Genomic DNA, 16,396 nt, shown 5'->3' with positions numbered 1-16,396 from the left:
CCCGCCCTGTTTTATTATTCCGCAGATGGCATAACGCGCACATTATCAATATGAATACTTGTTCCACCCGGAGAATCCATCTGGAAACTTGTATTTATATTACCGGTTGTGACTTTGACATCTTTAATCGTTACATAATGCCAAACATTATCCGCCACCAAGTCAATCGTTTGCCCGTCGCTATCATCAAAATTGTTGACAATCATTTGTGCTTTGGCTGCGTCGTCTTCACTTACTTTGACCCATGCTTCGACGTCATAATTTGCGTTATTCGTTGGAACCGCTATTTGTTGCGATAAAGTTTGTGTATAAGCCCCTGGTAGATAGAAATAAGCGCTCTGCTTACCAAATGCTGGTGATTCTGGAGGATTTACACCCGAACCACTATCAACGCCATAAGCCTTGTCCTGACCGTCTGGATGCGACTCTACCCAATTCGTTGTTGCTGCAGCGTCACGCTCAAATCCGCCATTATCAAGTAAATTCATTTCTGACTGAACAGGAGAATTAATCGGTTCAGCGGAAACTAGAATTCTATCCATATTAATATTCCCTGTCGACTCTCCGTCCATTAAGAACGTAATTTTATTCGTACCTGCTTTTAAATTCACTGCTGTTTCTGTATCTGACCAGATATTCCAGTTTTCGCCTTCAGAAGGGAATGTTACGCGCGAATTGTAATCGCCATTTGTGTATAAATCAAGCGTTTGTGGCATACTAGTTCCGTTAGCCGTACGTGTATTTAATACATATTCACCGTCTGCTGGTACATCTACTTCAAATTTGATTTCATCCCCTGCTGTTCCAAATCCGCCGACAAAACCTTCTCCACTATAAAACCAGTGATCATTTGCTACTTTCAAAGTACCTGCAAGACTTGCTTCTTCAGCTTCTACTTTTGCTACAGTTGGCGTAAAACCAATAGTAACTTTATCCAGTGAGACTTGATCCGCTTTGTCACCAGTATCTGTCACTACTTTATACGAAATACTATTTTTCCCAGCTGAAAGAGGTAATGTTTCGGGTGCAACGGTCCAATCTGTCGCTGGTTTTAATGTAGTTTGTTTCACATATTCTCCGTTGACGAAAATACTTAGCGCTTGGTCCTCGCTAGATGCATTTTTATACGTTAAATCAACGTTGTAGTCACCAGAGTCTTTGACGTTTGCATAAATAGTTGTTCCCGCGCCATCTGTATCATAGCCATCTACATACGTTTTTTCTGTGACTGGTTTATCAGCAACGGTCGCTGCAAAACTAGAGCCATTTTCCATTTCGTATGTGCCGGATTGGTCAACTGTTATCGAACCAGATGTTTTAATGACTGTGTCTTCGCTTGCTTGAGCAGGTACTTTAACATAAGTTACTGCCCCGTAGATATCGCTTCCGACTGCATATCCGCCGCCATCTGCATTTTCGAGTGCAGATAAATCATCGTATACTTTACTGTCTGCGCCATTTACTTGCACATTTCCAGCAGCATTTCCGTGTAGTTTGATAATGTAATTTTCTGTATCAGCTTTAAAACTTCCTTCTTTCGCACCAATGGTAAAAGTAGTAGCATCGGCTGTACTAGAAGTGGTCATCTTTTGTTTTAAATAGGTGTCTTTTTCGTAATCAAAAGATTTCCCGTCATCGTCATAATGTGTAAAAGAAGTTTCTTTTTCTGCTGCAAAAGTGTCCAAGTAAACTGTTTCGACTGCGGATTCGCCAATATAATTTTGCGGTTGTTGCATTGGTATAATCGCACCTTCTTTAACAAACATCGGTACGTCCGTCCAGTCTTCGTCATTTACTTCATAATTAATTGTTTGGTTGCCATCATAAACATCGCCGCGATTATAATCGATCCACGTTCCAGCAGGTAAATAAATATCTCTGGAACCTGCTCCTTCTTCTAAAACTGGCGCTGCTAAAATCGCATCCCCAAACATCCATTCATCCGTCAAATTCACTACATTTTCATCGGTAGGATTATCAAAAGTAAGCGGCTGAACGAGTCCAACGCCAGAATCATAAGCTTGGCGTTCATAAGCGTACATGTATGGAATCATCGAATAGCGCCAAGTCATAGCACTTTTAGCAATTTCTTCTGCCGTTCCACCATAATACCAAGGTTGGCGTTGCTGGTTATCGTTCCCATGTGTACGGAAAACCGGAACAAGTGAACTAAATTCCATCCAGCGACTATAAAGTTCTGGATCTGGATTTAAAACTTGTCCAGAATTCGCATTAAAGCCACCTGTATCCATGCCCCATTTTGTTTGGCCAAGATTAATAGTAGACAGCATCGTACTAGGTTGTTCTTGCATCCCATTTGCCCAGTCAATCACTTCTCCCTTTTTCCATTGTACGCCAATATCCCCGGACCAAATCGATGTAGAATAACGTTGTGCCCCCGGATAATAAGTTCTTCCAGTTTGCCAAACACGTTCATTCGTATAGTCTCGTTGCCCTTCGTACATTGCTTCTGATGTGAAGCCAGTAGTGAAATTCCCAAACCAATAATCGGCGCCATTTGAAGATACTTTGTCGGTTTCATCATTCCACCAACCAACAATTCCTTTATCTAGCGCATCTTCCGAATGGGACCACCACCAATTGCGTTCATCTGTATTATAAGGATCAATACTTCTAACCATTACCGGGAAAGCATAATCTTCATAAGCTTCTTGCCCCGGGTACCAGTAACCATTTGCTTCCGCATCCTTGCCTTGTTGTGTTTCCGTCCCGTCTTGCAAAGTAGTTACCACTCGAGGTTTTGTAATCCCAATCATTTTTACACCTAGTGCATCCATATCATTTTTCAAAGTCGTATCTGCTGCTGACGGGAAATTGTCTGTATTCCAAGCAAATTCGCCGTAATCCCCGCCGTACGTTGGATCTCCGTAAAATTTCCAATCATAATCAAATGCGAAAGAATCAATCGGAATCCCTTTTGCACGATACGTATCAATATTTTTTCTGAATTCAGCCTCATTAGTTCCCCACTCGAAGTTAGAAAAACCTAGTGACCATTTTGGCATCATTGGTGTATGTCCAGTTACATCCGCATACGAAGACATAATCGTTTCCGGTTCGCCAGACATTAAATACATTTCCACATTTTCTTTCACATAACGGCGCCCTTCAACTACCGTATCGCCATAGTAAAACTCCAATTTTTCTTCATCTGAAACGGAATACGGATATCCGCCATCACTATCTACCAACAAACCATATCCCGCTGTCGACCACATAAACGGACCACCTGCATTACCTTGTTGTCCTGCTTGTGCTGTTTTGCTACTATCAGCCGCAGTGTTATCACGTTCCATCCCAAGATCCCCGTCGCTAAAACTAATACCATAAGCGCCGTAGACATGGTCAGAAGCGCCACGTTTAAACCGCACTCCTCCATCAAAAATTCCACCATCAGCAGATTCAGACAATAACGTTTTACCGTCCTTATCTTTGAAAGTCATCCGTGCTGGCTGTTTGGAAATTTCAAGCGTGCACTCCTCCGTTGAAATAATCATCGGATCGGAGTCCAAATCAATTGTTGCTCCAATCGCAGTAAATGTTGCATTAGGATCAATCATCGGCGTTGATTCGCTATTTTCGATATTTCGAGGTCGCAAATTCACTTTAAGTAAATTATTGGCCAGTGGAGAAATTTCTAGATAGTCATCCTCCGCCTCGTCGCCATTATCAATTTTGAGCGTAACTACATTATCTGTTACAGTCGCTTCAAGTACGTTACCAAGCCCTTCCTCCGCACTTAATTTCGCATATTCTTCTTTACTCAGTTGTTTCGCAGCTCCTGTATTTGCTTCTTTCTTCACTTCTTTTTTCTTCGTTTCTTCTGCTTTTACTTCCACTTGTAACGGCTGAGTTATCCCTAAATTCAGCCAGACAAGCGGGAGGACAGCTAAACTGACGCAGACTTGCTTCATACCTTTTTTCATCATCTCGCCCCTTTTTTTATTCCGTAATAGTTACTGGGAAATCATAATAACCCACATATTCTCCGCTGTTATACCCTGATGAAATTTCTAGCAAATGTTCTCCCGGTAGCAATGAGTGTTCTTTTCATTCCAGTCCTTTCAGTATAGCCACCCTCTCTATCCATAAAAAGGGTGGCTTATTGGATTTACTTCTTAAAAACTACATGATCAAAATTGATTCCAGCTGTATCGCCGGCTTCAAAATCAAATACGACTTGGTTATTGCCATCTTGCAACGTTACTGGAACTTCTATCGTGCTCCAAGTATCCCAATCGGCTGTTTTCGGTAAAGTAATTTGTTGTTTTTTACCATTGATATATACGGTCCTTGTTGCATCTTCTACCCCTGCACTATAGCGAACTTCCATCGTATAATCAGAAGCGCCATCTGCTGCATCTACATCAAATTCTACTGCTTCTTTTTCAGCATCAAAACCGGCTACAAAACCAGTACCAGTATATCCCGCATGGTCACTTGCAGTAGTTACATTTGTCAAATGACCGAATTCTGCTTCGTACGGCGCATGATTTACGCCATTTAAGACAATTGCTTGTTTTGCATCTTTTGTTGCCGCTTTTACGTACGTCAAGTTTTGTACAGTATCATAGTAATAACCAGTCGCTGCTTCGTTAAATGCATCCAGCGTATCCACTTTTGCTACATCCGCCCCGTCAATTGTTACACTTGTTGGTTCTGTACTGAAAACTTGCATCGTTGTTTCGTCAGCCATCGCCGGAAGATCAATCGAAACTTTTTCATTCGCGAAGTCTTCTGAAACACTAATATCGCGCATTTCTCCGCCATTTACATCATCGTAAAAACTATATTCGCTATTTCCAGATGGATAAACTCGGAAAGTTAAATTATCATAGGATTTTAAATCATTTCCGACATTTTGACCAAGTTGGTAGCCGTCTGTCATGTTCATCGGAATAATTGCTCCAGCTTTTGCAAATACAGGCAGCGTATCTACATCGGCATAGTACGAAATTGTTTCGCCACCAGGATGAATCCCGCCATTCCAAATATCAACCCATTCGCCTTCTGGTAAATAAACTTCTTTTTCTGTTTGACCTTCTTGAACGATTGGTGCTACAAGTAAATCATCGCCAAACATATACTGCTCATCCAAATCACGCGCATTAATATCTTCCGGATAATCCATCGCCATTTGACGCATCATTGATTTTCCGTTGTCCGCCGTGTCTTTTGCAGCTGTATAAATATATGGAAGTAAATTCATTCGTGTATACAAATATTTTTGGAACGTTGGTAAAATCGTTTCGTCACCTGTTCTAGCTACTGCATTCCAAGGTGAACGTTCTTCACTTGGCGATGGATCTGATTTCTCCGAGTGGAATTGCATAATCGGTGCAAAAGCTGCCATAGCCGATGCGCGTTTATACAGTTCCGCTGTTGGATAATCACCCGTAAATCCTGCCATATCCCACGCCCAGTATGAAACACCAGATGTAGAAGCACTAAGTCCAGCTTTTACTGATGCTTGGAAAGAATCAAATGTCGAAGTTTGATCTCCAGACCAGTAAATGCCTGATTTTTGCGCACCAGAAGTTCCTGAACGACTAAAGGAAACTGCTTCTGGATTAATACTTTTCGCAAAATCAAAATAACTAGAAACGTAATCTGTTGGATAACGGTTTCTCATTTCTTGTCCTTTTTCGCCATTTGAGAAGGTTGTATCACGTCCCCAAACCATTTCGCCGCCATCTGTTTTAAATCCATCAATCCCTACTTCTGTTAATAAATACTCTCTTTGTGACGTCCACCAATCTACGGCATCTTTATTAGTGAAGTCTAGTAATATCCCATTTCCAAACCACTGTGATGCCGGAACTCGGTACGGCGCCCCTGTTCCATCGTCCGCACTATACCCTTGGCTTATCATGTATGCTTCATCATTATCTCGTTGTTCATATACAGTGTTGTCATCTTTTAATACTGGAACTTGCCATAAAACGATATTCATACCCGCATCATGAACACTATCCACCATTGCTTTAGGATTAGTCCATTTCCCGTTGAAAGTAAAATCGTCATAGCTAAATGCTTCCCCGTTTGTCTTCGCTGTATAGGTCGCATTATTCCAAATATAATAGGTTTCTTCGTCACTCCACTGCTCTAATACAAAACCTGTTGCTGGAATATCATTTGCTTTGGCATTCGAAAGGGCCGAGTTTACATCAGAATCTCTATCCCATTCATTCGCTGACATCCAAAGCCCGAAAGCCCATTTTGGCAGTAAAGTTGTTTTTCCTGTTATATCTGTGTAATTGTTAACAATGTCATTTTGATCTTTCCCGCTAATAACATAGTAATCAAGCATATTCGTCATATCGCCATCATTATCCAAAACAAAGCTATATTTATCTTCTACTTTGGAAGCCATTTGGAACTGTGAATGAAAATCGGAATTAACGAACATCCCGTATTTATTAGCACTCACGAAAAATGGTACTGCTAAATAAGTTCTTTCTGTCTGCGCTTGATCTTGATACTCATTGTATACGTATGTTTCAACATCTTTTCCGCGTTGGTTAATTGTGTCATAACGCTCACCAAAACCATAAAATGCTTCATCGCTCGGTGTCATAAAGTTATTTTGGTATTGATTGATTACGTTTTTCCCATCTGTTAACCAACCTAGGCTATTCGCCGTTGTGTATTCACTTGTAAGCAAAGTCCCGTCCGCCTGGTAAACTTCCATACGATAAGGTGATTTTTGGATTTCGATGCTTAGATCTTCTGTTGTTACGGTCACTTTTTCCGCTGTATCTTCTACCGTATAACCAGATTTCCCAGCATGTCCAGTTTCTTTACCAGTTGGTGAAAGTTCCATACGCAGTGTGTCTAAATCTTCAAATGAAAGATATAACTTCGGCGTGAAATCACCTGCTGTTGCTGTCATATTTAGCGTGATAGAATCGCCATTATCTTCTACGCTGCTAACATCCTGTACGTATTCCCAGTCCGTTACATAAAACGTGAACGGGCCGCTTTCGTATGCTGTTCCTCCATCTGTGGAACCTTTTGTTGTATAAGTAATTTCATCGCCCTTTTCAAATTTACCTAAATCTGCTTTCCAGTACGTGTTATTGCCACTGTTATAATCGTAAGCTGCTGTGACATTCTCTTGCGCGACACCATTCTTTGTCCACTCTACCCATACATTTTGCCCGTCTTCAATTGGCCAAGTGGTAATATTAAGAATGACATCCTCGCCGGCTTTTGGATCCCTGGGTGAACGTTCTGTCGGCTGAACTGTGTATAAATCATCATCCCCATATGGCGAGTGATATTCCCCGTCCATCGCGAAAACATTCGTTCCAAAACTGCTTAAACAACTAAATATGAGTATCCCAAGAATAAACACTAAACTACATTTTCTCGTTCTTCGCTTCATCTCACTTTCCTCCCTTTATTTAGCTTTTACAAAAACGTATTACTTTTGATATATTATTTTGCAAAATTAATAATTTTAGAATATCGATATTGTGCAAGCGGTAACATAATGTTATAATTTTTTCACAGATAGACTAAAATCGTTCAAATTATTACTAATTTCACAAAAATACGCAATTATGCCAGACCATTTTAGTGGAAAAACAATAATTGCGCTCATCAGAAGACCTTGCTTAAACTACTTTAGAATAACCAATTAACACTCGTTAAAAAAGTTAACATGTCTTCTCCCTCCTTTTTCATCTATACAGAAATTCTAACCTACACGACTTACATAAAATTAAAATACATCAAATTTGAACATATGGAGCTGTGTTTTATTATGCAAACTGTTGGTGACACGTTAAAATTCATTCGCAAAAGTAAGAACTTAACTCAACAAGAAGCTTGTACAGGTGCGCTTAGTCGCTCTAATTATCAAAAGATTGAAAACAACAAAATTATGCCTAGCATGGACCGATTTATTCAACTTTTACTTAATTTCAATATGACATTAGAAGAATTCGAATTTGTAAAACGGGATTTTACGCCTTCTCCAAAAGAAAATATCCTTTATTTATACTCCAAGATTATTACTTCCTCCGAAACCGATATTTTACTGAATGTCATTTCCAAATGCGATGCTTATTTAGAAAACCATACTGATACGTTCATCTCTGATATTAAAGCTTCTCTGGAAGGCATTTTGTTAGTTGAAAAAGAGCATGATTTCGAGTTAGCTAGACAGAAAGTAACATACATTTGGGATAGACTTTCGGAATCTGATGAACTATTTTGGAATGATATATTGATTTTACGAAACATCTTTTTTATCTTTGAAAACGATACAGCCCAGCATATCGTTAACCGCTTAATTAAACAATTGAAAAAATATCGCTTCTTGCACCCGACACTTTCGATTGAAATTTCGCTTCATGTTAATCGGGCAACTTACTTAATTCTCGATGAAAAATACGAACTCGCCTTACATTACATTGAGCAATCTATTAAAATCTCGAAACAAAATCACTACTACCTGCAATTTTGCATGGCGATTGCTAAAAAGGGCATTGTTCTGTATAAACTAGGCCAAAAGCAAGATGGTAAAAGATTTATGCAACGAGCGCTTCGAGTGGCAAAATTCCTCGAAGAAGAGCGGATACTCAATGGGATTAAAAATGAAATTGATTATTTTCTTCATGATGACAATCTTACGTTAAATGAATGTACAAAAATCGACCTATAAAAAAAGCCTAAATCTAGCTTCTCCAACGTATAGTTGAATGACTAGATTTAGGCTTTTATTTATTGTTGACGCTCTTTAAAGGCGCGTTCAATATCACGTTTTGCTTCTTTTTGTTTTAAGTCTTGGCGCTTATCGTATTTCTTTTTACCTCGAGCTACACCGATGAGTACTTTAGCGTAGCCATCTTTAATATACATTTTTAGTGGAACAATCGAATAACCGGACTCTTTCGTTTCTCCAATTAAACGGCTGATTTGCTTCTTATGTAAAAGCAACTTGCGCGTTCTTAGTGGATCGTGATTGTAGCGGTTCCCTTGTTCATATGGACTAATATGCATATTGTGTAAGAAAATTTCCCCTTTGTCGATACGTGCATAGGAATCTTTTAAGTTTACCCGTGCGTTTCTTACGGATTTAATTTCAGTACCTTGCAGGACAATGCCAGCCTCAAAAGTTTCTTCAATTGCGTAATCGTGGCGCGCTTTTTTATTTTGCGCGACTAGTTTACCATCACCTTTTGGCATAACTCCCCATCCTTTCTAGCGACGTTTTTTCTTCTTTGGGCTTTCTTTTGCTACACCTTGATAAAAAGGTTTTTTCTTCTTTTTCTTTTTAGGTTTTGTATACCATTCGTCTTCTTTGCGTTCTGTTTTCGGTTTCGCGTCTTCAGCTCTACCAGTTCTGCGCTTATTACGACCTTTTTTTGAGCCACTCTTGAAGTTTCTCGTTTTATCAATCGGTTTTTCGCGTTGGCGTTTTTGTTTATCGCTCACTGGGCCTGGTTTACCTTCACTACGCAGCGCAAAATCAATTTCACGTGCATCGACATCGACTTTCGTTACTTCTACTTCCACTTCATCACCGATACGATAAATTTGGCCGGTTCTTTCGCCAATCATCGCTAACTGATTTTGATGGAATTTGAAGTAATCGCCTTTCATTGCGCTCACATGGACAAGACCTTCAATCGTTGTCGGTAGTTCGATAAATAAGCCAAAATTGGTTACCGAACTAATGATTCCGATGAAACGTTCGCCCACTTTGTCGACCATGAATTCTGTTTTCTTCAGTTCGTCCGTTTCGCGTTCTGCTTCAACGGCACGACGCTCCATTTTCGAGCTATGTTCAGCAATCTCTGGAAGCTCCTCAGCGCGTTTTTCTAGCGTTTCTGGACGAACATCCCCGTTGATTAAATACTCTCTAATCAATCTGTGAACGATTAAATCCGGATAACGACGAATTGGTGATGTGAAATGCGTATAAAAATCAGTGGATAAACCAAAGTGTCCAGCGCTCACTGTATCATACTTCGCTTGTTGCATTGAACGCAGCATAACCGTGGAAACAACCATCTCTTCTGGTTTTCCTTTTACTTCTTCTAATACTTGTTGTAAAGCAGCAGGATGAATATCATTGGCTGTGCCTTTGACAATCAAGCCAAAGTTCGTAATGAATTCAAAGAACCGCGCTAACTTGTCTTCTTTTGGATCTTCATGGATACGATAAATAAATGGTACATCCATCCAGTGGAAATGTTCGGCAACTGTTTCATTGGCAGCAAGCATAAATTCTTCAATTAAATGCTCTCCCGCTGAACGTTCGCGCATAACGACCGCTTCTGGATGTCCTTCTTCATCAACTACTACACGAGCTTCTTTGAAATCAAAATCAATTGCACCACGTTTTTCCCGTTTGCGGCGAAGTGTTTCTGCCAATTTTTGCATCGCTTCAAGCATTGGAACGATTGGCGCATATTTTTCACGTAACACTTCGTCATTTTCGACTAAAATATCATTTACATCCGTATACGTCATACGTTCGGTTGTTTTAATAATACTTTCGAAAATTTCATGGTTAACAACATGACCTTCTTCATCTATTTCCATTTCACAACTCATTGTAAAACGGTCTACTTTTGGATTAAGCGAGCAAATGCCGTTCGATAGCTTATGTGGCAGCATCGGAATTACCCGGTCAACCAAATAAACACTCGTTCCGCGTTCTTGCGCTTCGATATCAAGTGGCGATCCTTCTGTCACATAATGCGTTACATCCGCAATATGAACGCCTAGCTTCCAGTTACCATTCGGAAGTTGCTTCACCGTAACCGCATCATCTAAATCTTTTGCATCTGCTCCGTCAATCGTAATAATCATTTGATCACGCAGATCACGACGATTACCAATATCCGAATCATCAACCACATCCGGCGCTTTACTTACTTGTTCCATCACTTCTTCCGGGAAGCCAATCGAAATACCATGTTTATGAATAATCGATAAAATGTCCACTCCTGGATCATTACGATGACCGATAATTGACTTAACGACACCTCTAGCACGAGTATTCCCAGTTGCATATTCCGTTAACTCCACGATAACTTTATGCCCGTCTACTGGTTTTAAGCCATCTTCTAAATCAATTTCCACTTCACCGAAAAGGCGCTTATCATCCGGCATCACAATCGGAGTACCAGCTAAGTCTTCCATATAAGTTCCGACGATTTGCGTTGTCTTCCGTTCGACAATTTTCTTAATCGTCCCCTCTGCCAAATTATCGCCTTTACGTTTCGTAATCGTTGCGAAAACCAAGTCGCCATTCATTGCGTCTTTTACTTCATTTGGCGGGATAAAAATATCGTCCATTTCTTTTTCTTCCGGGAGAACAAAGCCAAAACCTCGTTCGTGCGCGCGAAACGTTCCTTTTACTAAGTCCATTTTTTCTGGTAATGCATACCGATTCTTCCTTGAGCGGACAATAGTTCCGGAATCTTCCAGTTTCACTAACGCTTTCACCATTAATTTAAAAGCATCCGCATTATTTAAAGCTATTTCTATTTCCAAATCTTCTAGCGCAAATGTTTTATCAGGCGCTGAAGTTAATAGATTCATAATTTTTTCTTCCATTTGTTTTTGTTCCACTTCTGTCCCTCCTCTCTCTGTTTTAAAAATTGTTTATTCTTGCCAATCTAAGCTATTTAAAAATGTTAAAATGGCTTGATTTACTTCTTTTCGTTCTTTGTCTAAAGTGATAACGTGCCCAGATTCTTTAAACCAGTGTAACTCTTTTTTCGTTGACTCTACTGTATCATAAATTAGCTGTGCTCCGCTGACATCAACCATATCATCTTTTTCACCTTGGACAACCATTATTGGCGCATAAATCATATCTATTTCAGCCACAACGCCATTAATTTCATCTTTTAGCTTAGCGATAGTGTTCATTGGCGCGTCTTTGTAGGCAATCATTTCTGCGTCGATTTGTTTCGGTGTTTTGCCTTCTAATTTTTTATAATTGCGTACATAATCTAAAAAGCCTTGAATTATCGGGGATGAGCTGTCCATTCTTGTCGGAGTGCTCATGGCTATAATTCCCTTTAACGGCCTAGAAAAACCTAATTTCAGTGAAAAAAGTCCACCTAATGAAAGTCCCGCCACAGCGATTTCAGTGTAGCCGAGTGATTTTAGATGATCATAAGCTTCAAGTACATCTTCCCACCAGTCGTTTGGCCCTGTTTTTAATAGTAAGTCTGGGGATACGCCGTGGCCTCTGTATTGGGGCGCGTAGCAAGTGTAATTGTTTTCTTGTAAAAACCTGCCTAAAATCCTTACATCCGCTGAGCTACCTGTGAAGCCGTGTAGAAGAAGGACTGCTCGTTTACTTTTTTCGAATAAGAATGGTTGTGGTGGTGTTATTTTCATAGTGAATATCGCTCCTTGGTTCTTTTTGGAGGTTTGGTTGGTCTTGGGTGGGTGTTATATTTGTTGAAGTTCTAGGGGTTGGGTTAATATGAATGCTTTGCTCTCCCCTTTTTGGGTTGTTCGTCCACTTTTTTCAATGGAAACAACGCTCCACTTTGTTACGCCTTGTATTGGAGTTCTAGGGAAGCGGACTACGCTTCTTTAGAACTCCAATAAAAAACCACCTAAATTTTCATTCAGGTGGTTAACATCTCGTTACTGTACAAAATATGCCAGTGCAATTAGTATTGCGAAGAAAACAACGGATAGAACGATGGTAGTGCGATGTAGAATAAGTTCTAGTCCTCTTGCTTTTTGCTTACCGAATAATTGCTCAGCTCCACCAGAGATGGCGCCGGATAAGCCAGCACTTTTACCTGGTTGAAGTATGATAACTGTAATTAACAGTACTGATACGATGATGAGTAAGACCGTTAAAACTGTACTCATTGTTCTTTCCTCCTAAAACCGCCCAATTTGACTAAGGTTAATTTTACCATATTTGTGATTATACGTAAAGGTTTGTTTCCATAGAATGAATGGATTAAACGACTTTTTCCTCAAGCCAAACTAAATCGTCTAAGAAGTAAATTAAGTCTTCTTCTAAAATGTCTTTCTCACAGTCGTTCACGATATCATGACCTGACCCTGCATAGAAACATAATTGTTTGTCATTTGTATGAATGTGTTTAAAGATATAATTGGCGTTGTCTGCGTCGATTTCTTCATCTTGGCAGCCTTGACCAATCATGGTTGGTACATGGATTTTTTCAATGTCACGCGCTACGTTTTTGTAGAAAGTAGCACGAGCTTCCGTCATTACATCAATTTCGGGAAGATAGTTTTTTAACATTTGATCTGCTTCTTGTTCTACTATACCTTGTTTCTTTAATTGTTTAGTTAAATAGTTTTCGATTGGGATATAGCGCATTTTGCGGTTTACATTGGCACATAGTGGAACAATCGCTTTTGGTGAAAACGATTCTGCCATTTTTAGCGCAAAAACTCCGCCCATTGCCACACCGACAATTGCAATTTCATTATATCCGTCTTTTTCAAGTTGACGATATCCAGCCACCGCATCTTCATACCACATTTCCGGTGTTGTTTTCAAGAAAATAGCGGGTTCATCCCCGTGGCCTCTGAAGTTTGGTGCATGCACTGTGTATCCATTTTCTGCTAGAATTTCTCCAAGTTCTCTTACGTCTTCTGTAGTCCCTGCAAAGCCATGCAAGAGCAAAACAGCACGATTTCCCGCTTTTAACGTAAAGCTACGATCCGCACTCATTTTTACGCAATCCTCCTAATATCATCACTTTTATAATCCACTCTATTGTAGCCCATCTGAACTAAATAAGCTACCTTTTGAGTTCTGACCAATAGACCAATATTAACGCTATCCAAGGAACTTGTCAAACACTTTTTTTATAAAGTGCAAACCCATTGGTACGAAAGGATTTCAGTGGTGTTTTAATTGTGAATTTTTGCGCTTAAATCCGAAAAGAAAGTATGAATTAATTGTAACAATTGTTTTGGTTTTTGCCTTGGTAAGAAATGAGTGCCATTATTAACAACGACCATCTCCCCGTGCTGAACCGAATGCACCATTTTCTTCGTATCTTTGGAAGAAATCATATCAAATTCACCAACCACAGCTAAAAGTGGCGCACTTATTTTATTCAAATCCGCTTCGGACATGTGCGGGTGGTATATAGTTAAAGCGAGTTGGCGTTTCATCCGATTGAAAAATGGGCTGAAAGGCGCAAGAATACTTGCTACTCCGTATGCAACGCGACAAAATAAATCTGGTAAAAAGTGAATTTGGTTCACATGATAATTAGTACCGATAACGACAGATGCGATTTGACGACTCGGCTGCATTTTGCCCATAAACAAAGCAACAATACCGCCATCACTATAGCCAACTACTTTATATTTATCAATTTTCAAAAAATCGAGCAAGGAGAGCATATCGAGTGCCATTATTTCAAAATCAAGTGGCATTGTTCCCGCATCGCTTTTTCCGTGACCACGACTATCTACGGCAATCACCATATGATCAAGTGATAGGTCATCGATAATTCGCTTTAAAGAGCGGTGGCTTTGGCCATTCCCATGAATGAGTAAAATTGGCTCACCTTCTCCGACTATCTTATAAAATAGGTTAATTCCATTGATCTCTGCAATCATCACGCATCACTCCTTGCTGAAAACATTTTCTACCTTTATTTTACACCTGATTATACTTGAATTCCTATAAAAAAGCTTCCATTTAAATGAAAATACGCCTGATTCTTTGAAAGCTAGAATCAGGCGCACGGTTTATTTCATGAGTCTCCGATGGAATTGTTGTTGGGGCATATCTGCATTAATGATTTTCTTTTGTACAGAATGCTTTTCCGCTAAGGGGTGGTTTTTTTCATGCACCACAGCGTCTTTGATTTTTGGAGTTTCTAGCACTTTTGAGGACTGACTATTTTTTACTTTCATCAGCATTACCTCCTCTTCCAAATCATTACCCCTCTTCTTATTTTTAAAACAGAAAAAACTCCGCGAAAATGTTACTTTTCGCGGAGTTTAGCGTTTTATTCAATCAACTTATTTTTTTAAGTTGTAGAAAGTTTCGTTACCATGGTATTCAGCAAGATCAGCCAAATTGTCTTCGATGCGGAGTAATTGGTTATATTTTGCAACACGGTCAGTACGAGTAGGCGCACCAGTTTTGATTTGACCAGCGTTTGTAGCTACTGCAATGTCAGCGATTGTGGAATCTTCTGTTTCACCAGAACGGTGAGAGATAACTGCAGTGTAGCCAGCGCGTTTAGCCATTTCAATTGCATCCAATGTTTCAGTCAAAGTACCGATTTGGTTAACTTTGATTAGGATGGAGTTAGCGATACCTTTGTCGATACCTTCTTTAAGTTTAGTTGTGTTAGTTACAAATAGATCGTCACCTACTAATTGAACGCGGTCACCAATACGTTCTGTAAGTAGTTTGAATCCGTCCCAGTCATTTTCGTCTAGGCCATCTTCAATAGAGATGATTGGGTATTTAGTAATCATTTCTTCATACCAAGTTACCATTTCTTCAGAAGTACGAGTTACGCCTTCACCTTTAAGTTCATATTTACCAGTTTCGCGGTTATAGAACTCACTTGATGCAGCATCCATCGCAAGTTTAACTTCTTCGCCAGGTTTGTAACCAGCATCTTTAATTGCTTGCATGATTGTTTCAAGAGCTTCTTCGTTGGATTTAAGGTTTGGAGCGAATCCACCTTCATCACCAACACCAGTGTTTAAGCCTTTGTTTTTAAGAACTGCTTTAAGTGCGTGTAGGATTTCAGCACCCATACGTAGAGCTTCTTTAAAGTTAGGAGCTCCAACAGGCATTACCATAAATTCTTGAACGTCGACATTGTTATCAGCATGTTCTCCGCCGTTAAGGATGTTCATCATTGGAACTGGAAGAACTTTACCGTTCACTCCGCCAAGATATTCATATAAATGTACGCCTAGTTCGTCAGCAGCAGCACGAGCAGCAGCTAAAGAAACACCAAGAATAGCGTTAGCACCTAATTTACCTTTGTTAGGTGTACCATCAAGTTCGATCATTGCTTTGTCAATTCCGATTTGGTCAGTTACGTCAAAACCGATAATTTTGTCAGCAATAATGTCGTTTACGTTTTCAACAGCTTTTAAAACACCTTTTCCAAGGTAACGAGCTTTGTCGCCATCGCGTAATTCTACAGCTTCGTATTCACCAGTTGAAGCACCACTTGGAACTAAAGCGCGACCAAACGCACCAGCTTCAGTATAAACTTCAACCTCAACAGTTGGGTTACCGCGGGAATCTAAGACTTCGCGAGCATAAACTTCAGTAATAATAGACATTTATAATTCTCTCCTTTGTTGGGATTAATTGAACGAAATGAACTTAACATTCACTTCAAATTCAAAGACCCAT

11 protein-coding genes and 1 pseudogene are annotated in these 16,396 nt (G+C 39.8%); 1 reads left to right on the top strand and 11 read right to left on the bottom strand.

The features are described from left to right. Nucleotides 1–14: 14 nt before the first annotated feature. The 3 genes and pseudogenes from HCB49_RS13100 to HCB49_RS13095 all read right to left on the bottom strand — a co-directional run bounded on the left by HCB49_RS13100 (nt 15) and on the right by HCB49_RS13095 (nt 7,408). Complete coding sequence (locus HCB49_RS13100; protein ID WP_185605235.1) at nt 15–3,947, bottom strand: TIM-barrel domain-containing protein; 3,933 nt, start codon at nt 3,945–3,947, stop codon at nt 15–17. Between the two features lie 16 nt (nt 3,948–3,963). Beyond that, nucleotides 3,964–4,059: pseudogene (locus tag HCB49_RS14470) on the bottom strand (hypothetical protein); the annotation flags it as partial. 73 nt (nt 4,060–4,132) lie between these two features. Next, complete coding sequence (locus HCB49_RS13095) at nt 4,133–7,408, bottom strand: TIM-barrel domain-containing protein (protein ID WP_185605198.1); 3,276 nt, start codon at nt 7,406–7,408, stop codon at nt 4,133–4,135. A 381-nt stretch (nt 7,409–7,789) separates the two neighbouring features. Between HCB49_RS13095 and HCB49_RS13090 the strand changes: the two genes are divergently transcribed. Continuing rightward, on the top strand, nt 7,790–8,692 hold the full coding sequence (locus tag HCB49_RS13090; RefSeq protein ID WP_185605197.1) for a helix-turn-helix domain-containing protein: 903 nt from the start codon (nt 7,790–7,792) through the stop codon (nt 8,690–8,692). 59 nt (nt 8,693–8,751) lie between these two features. Here HCB49_RS13090 and smpB read toward each other — a convergent pair whose 3' ends face one another. The 8 genes from smpB to eno all read right to left on the bottom strand — a co-directional run bounded on the left by smpB (nt 8,752) and on the right by eno (nt 16,323). Next, nucleotides 8,752–9,216: an SsrA-binding protein SmpB gene (smpB, locus tag HCB49_RS13085; protein WP_003723350.1), complete on the bottom strand. Its 465-nt coding sequence runs from the start codon at nt 9,214–9,216 to the stop codon at nt 8,752–8,754. A 15-nt stretch (nt 9,217–9,231) separates the two neighbouring features. Continuing rightward, nucleotides 9,232–11,613 (bottom strand): ribonuclease R, encoded by a 2,382-nt coding sequence (gene rnr, locus HCB49_RS13080; protein ID WP_185605196.1) that lies wholly within the window; start codon nt 11,611–11,613, stop codon nt 9,232–9,234. A gap of 33 nt (nt 11,614–11,646) precedes the next feature. Then, nucleotides 11,647–12,393, bottom strand: coding sequence for an alpha/beta hydrolase (locus tag HCB49_RS13075; RefSeq protein ID WP_185605195.1), 747 nt, complete (start codon nt 12,391–12,393; stop codon nt 11,647–11,649). A gap of 255 nt (nt 12,394–12,648) precedes the next feature. Continuing rightward, nucleotides 12,649–12,882: a preprotein translocase subunit SecG gene (gene secG, locus HCB49_RS13070; protein WP_003727926.1), complete on the bottom strand. Its 234-nt coding sequence runs from the start codon at nt 12,880–12,882 to the stop codon at nt 12,649–12,651. 94 nt (nt 12,883–12,976) lie between these two features. Continuing rightward, a complete protein-coding gene (locus HCB49_RS13065; RefSeq protein WP_003727925.1) occupies nt 12,977–13,720 on the bottom strand; it encodes an alpha/beta hydrolase in 744 nt (247 codons plus the stop codon). A 182-nt stretch (nt 13,721–13,902) separates the two neighbouring features. Then, nucleotides 13,903–14,622, bottom strand: a complete 720-nt coding sequence (locus HCB49_RS13060) for an alpha/beta fold hydrolase (protein ID WP_185605194.1) — start codon at nt 14,620–14,622, stop codon at nt 13,903–13,905. A gap of 132 nt (nt 14,623–14,754) precedes the next feature. Next, nucleotides 14,755–14,928 (bottom strand): hypothetical protein, encoded by a 174-nt coding sequence (locus tag HCB49_RS13055; protein ID WP_185481181.1) that lies wholly within the window; start codon nt 14,926–14,928, stop codon nt 14,755–14,757. Nucleotides 14,929–15,030: 102 nt separating this feature from the next. Beyond that, nucleotides 15,031–16,323, bottom strand: coding sequence for a phosphopyruvate hydratase (eno, locus tag HCB49_RS13050; protein WP_185392309.1), 1,293 nt, complete (start codon nt 16,321–16,323; stop codon nt 15,031–15,033). Nucleotides 16,324–16,396: the final 73 nt, after the last annotated feature.

This window comes from Listeria cossartiae subsp. cayugensis, from assembly GCF_014229095.1.
GTDB lineage: Bacteria > Bacillota > Bacilli > Lactobacillales > Listeriaceae > Listeria > Listeria cayugensis.
The sequence above is the reverse complement of the archived record's forward strand: the minus strand, read 5'-3'. Positions and strand labels throughout refer to the sequence as shown.

Coding starts and splice junctions, on each gene's coding strand:
- HCB49_RS13065 (WP_003727925.1), bottom strand. CDS start 13,720: ATGAGTGCGGATCGTAGCTTTACGTTAAAAGCGGGAAATCGTGCTGTT.
- smpB (WP_003723350.1), bottom strand. CDS start 9,216: ATGCCAAAAGGTGATGGTAAACTAGTCGCGCAAAATAAAAAAGCGCGC.
- HCB49_RS13090 (WP_185605197.1), top strand. CDS start 7,790: ATGCAAACTGTTGGTGACACGTTAAAATTCATTCGCAAAAGTAAGAAC.
- HCB49_RS13100 (WP_185605235.1), bottom strand. CDS start 3,947: ATGAAAAAAGGTATGAAGCAAGTCTGCGTCAGTTTAGCTGTCCTCCCG.
- secG (WP_003727926.1), bottom strand. CDS start 12,882: ATGAGTACAGTTTTAACGGTCTTACTCATCATCGTATCAGTACTGTTA.
- HCB49_RS13060 (WP_185605194.1), bottom strand. CDS start 14,622: ATGATTGCAGAGATCAATGGAATTAACCTATTTTATAAGATAGTCGGA.
- HCB49_RS13055 (WP_185481181.1), bottom strand. CDS start 14,928: ATGCTGATGAAAGTAAAAAATAGTCAGTCCTCAAAAGTGCTAGAAACT.
- HCB49_RS13075 (WP_185605195.1), bottom strand. CDS start 12,393: ATGAAAATAACACCACCACAACCATTCTTATTCGAAAAAAGTAAACGA.
- HCB49_RS13095 (WP_185605198.1), bottom strand. CDS start 7,408: ATGAAGCGAAGAACGAGAAAATGTAGTTTAGTGTTTATTCTTGGGATA.
- eno (WP_185392309.1), bottom strand. CDS start 16,323: ATGTCTATTATTACTGAAGTTTATGCTCGCGAAGTCTTAGATTCCCGC.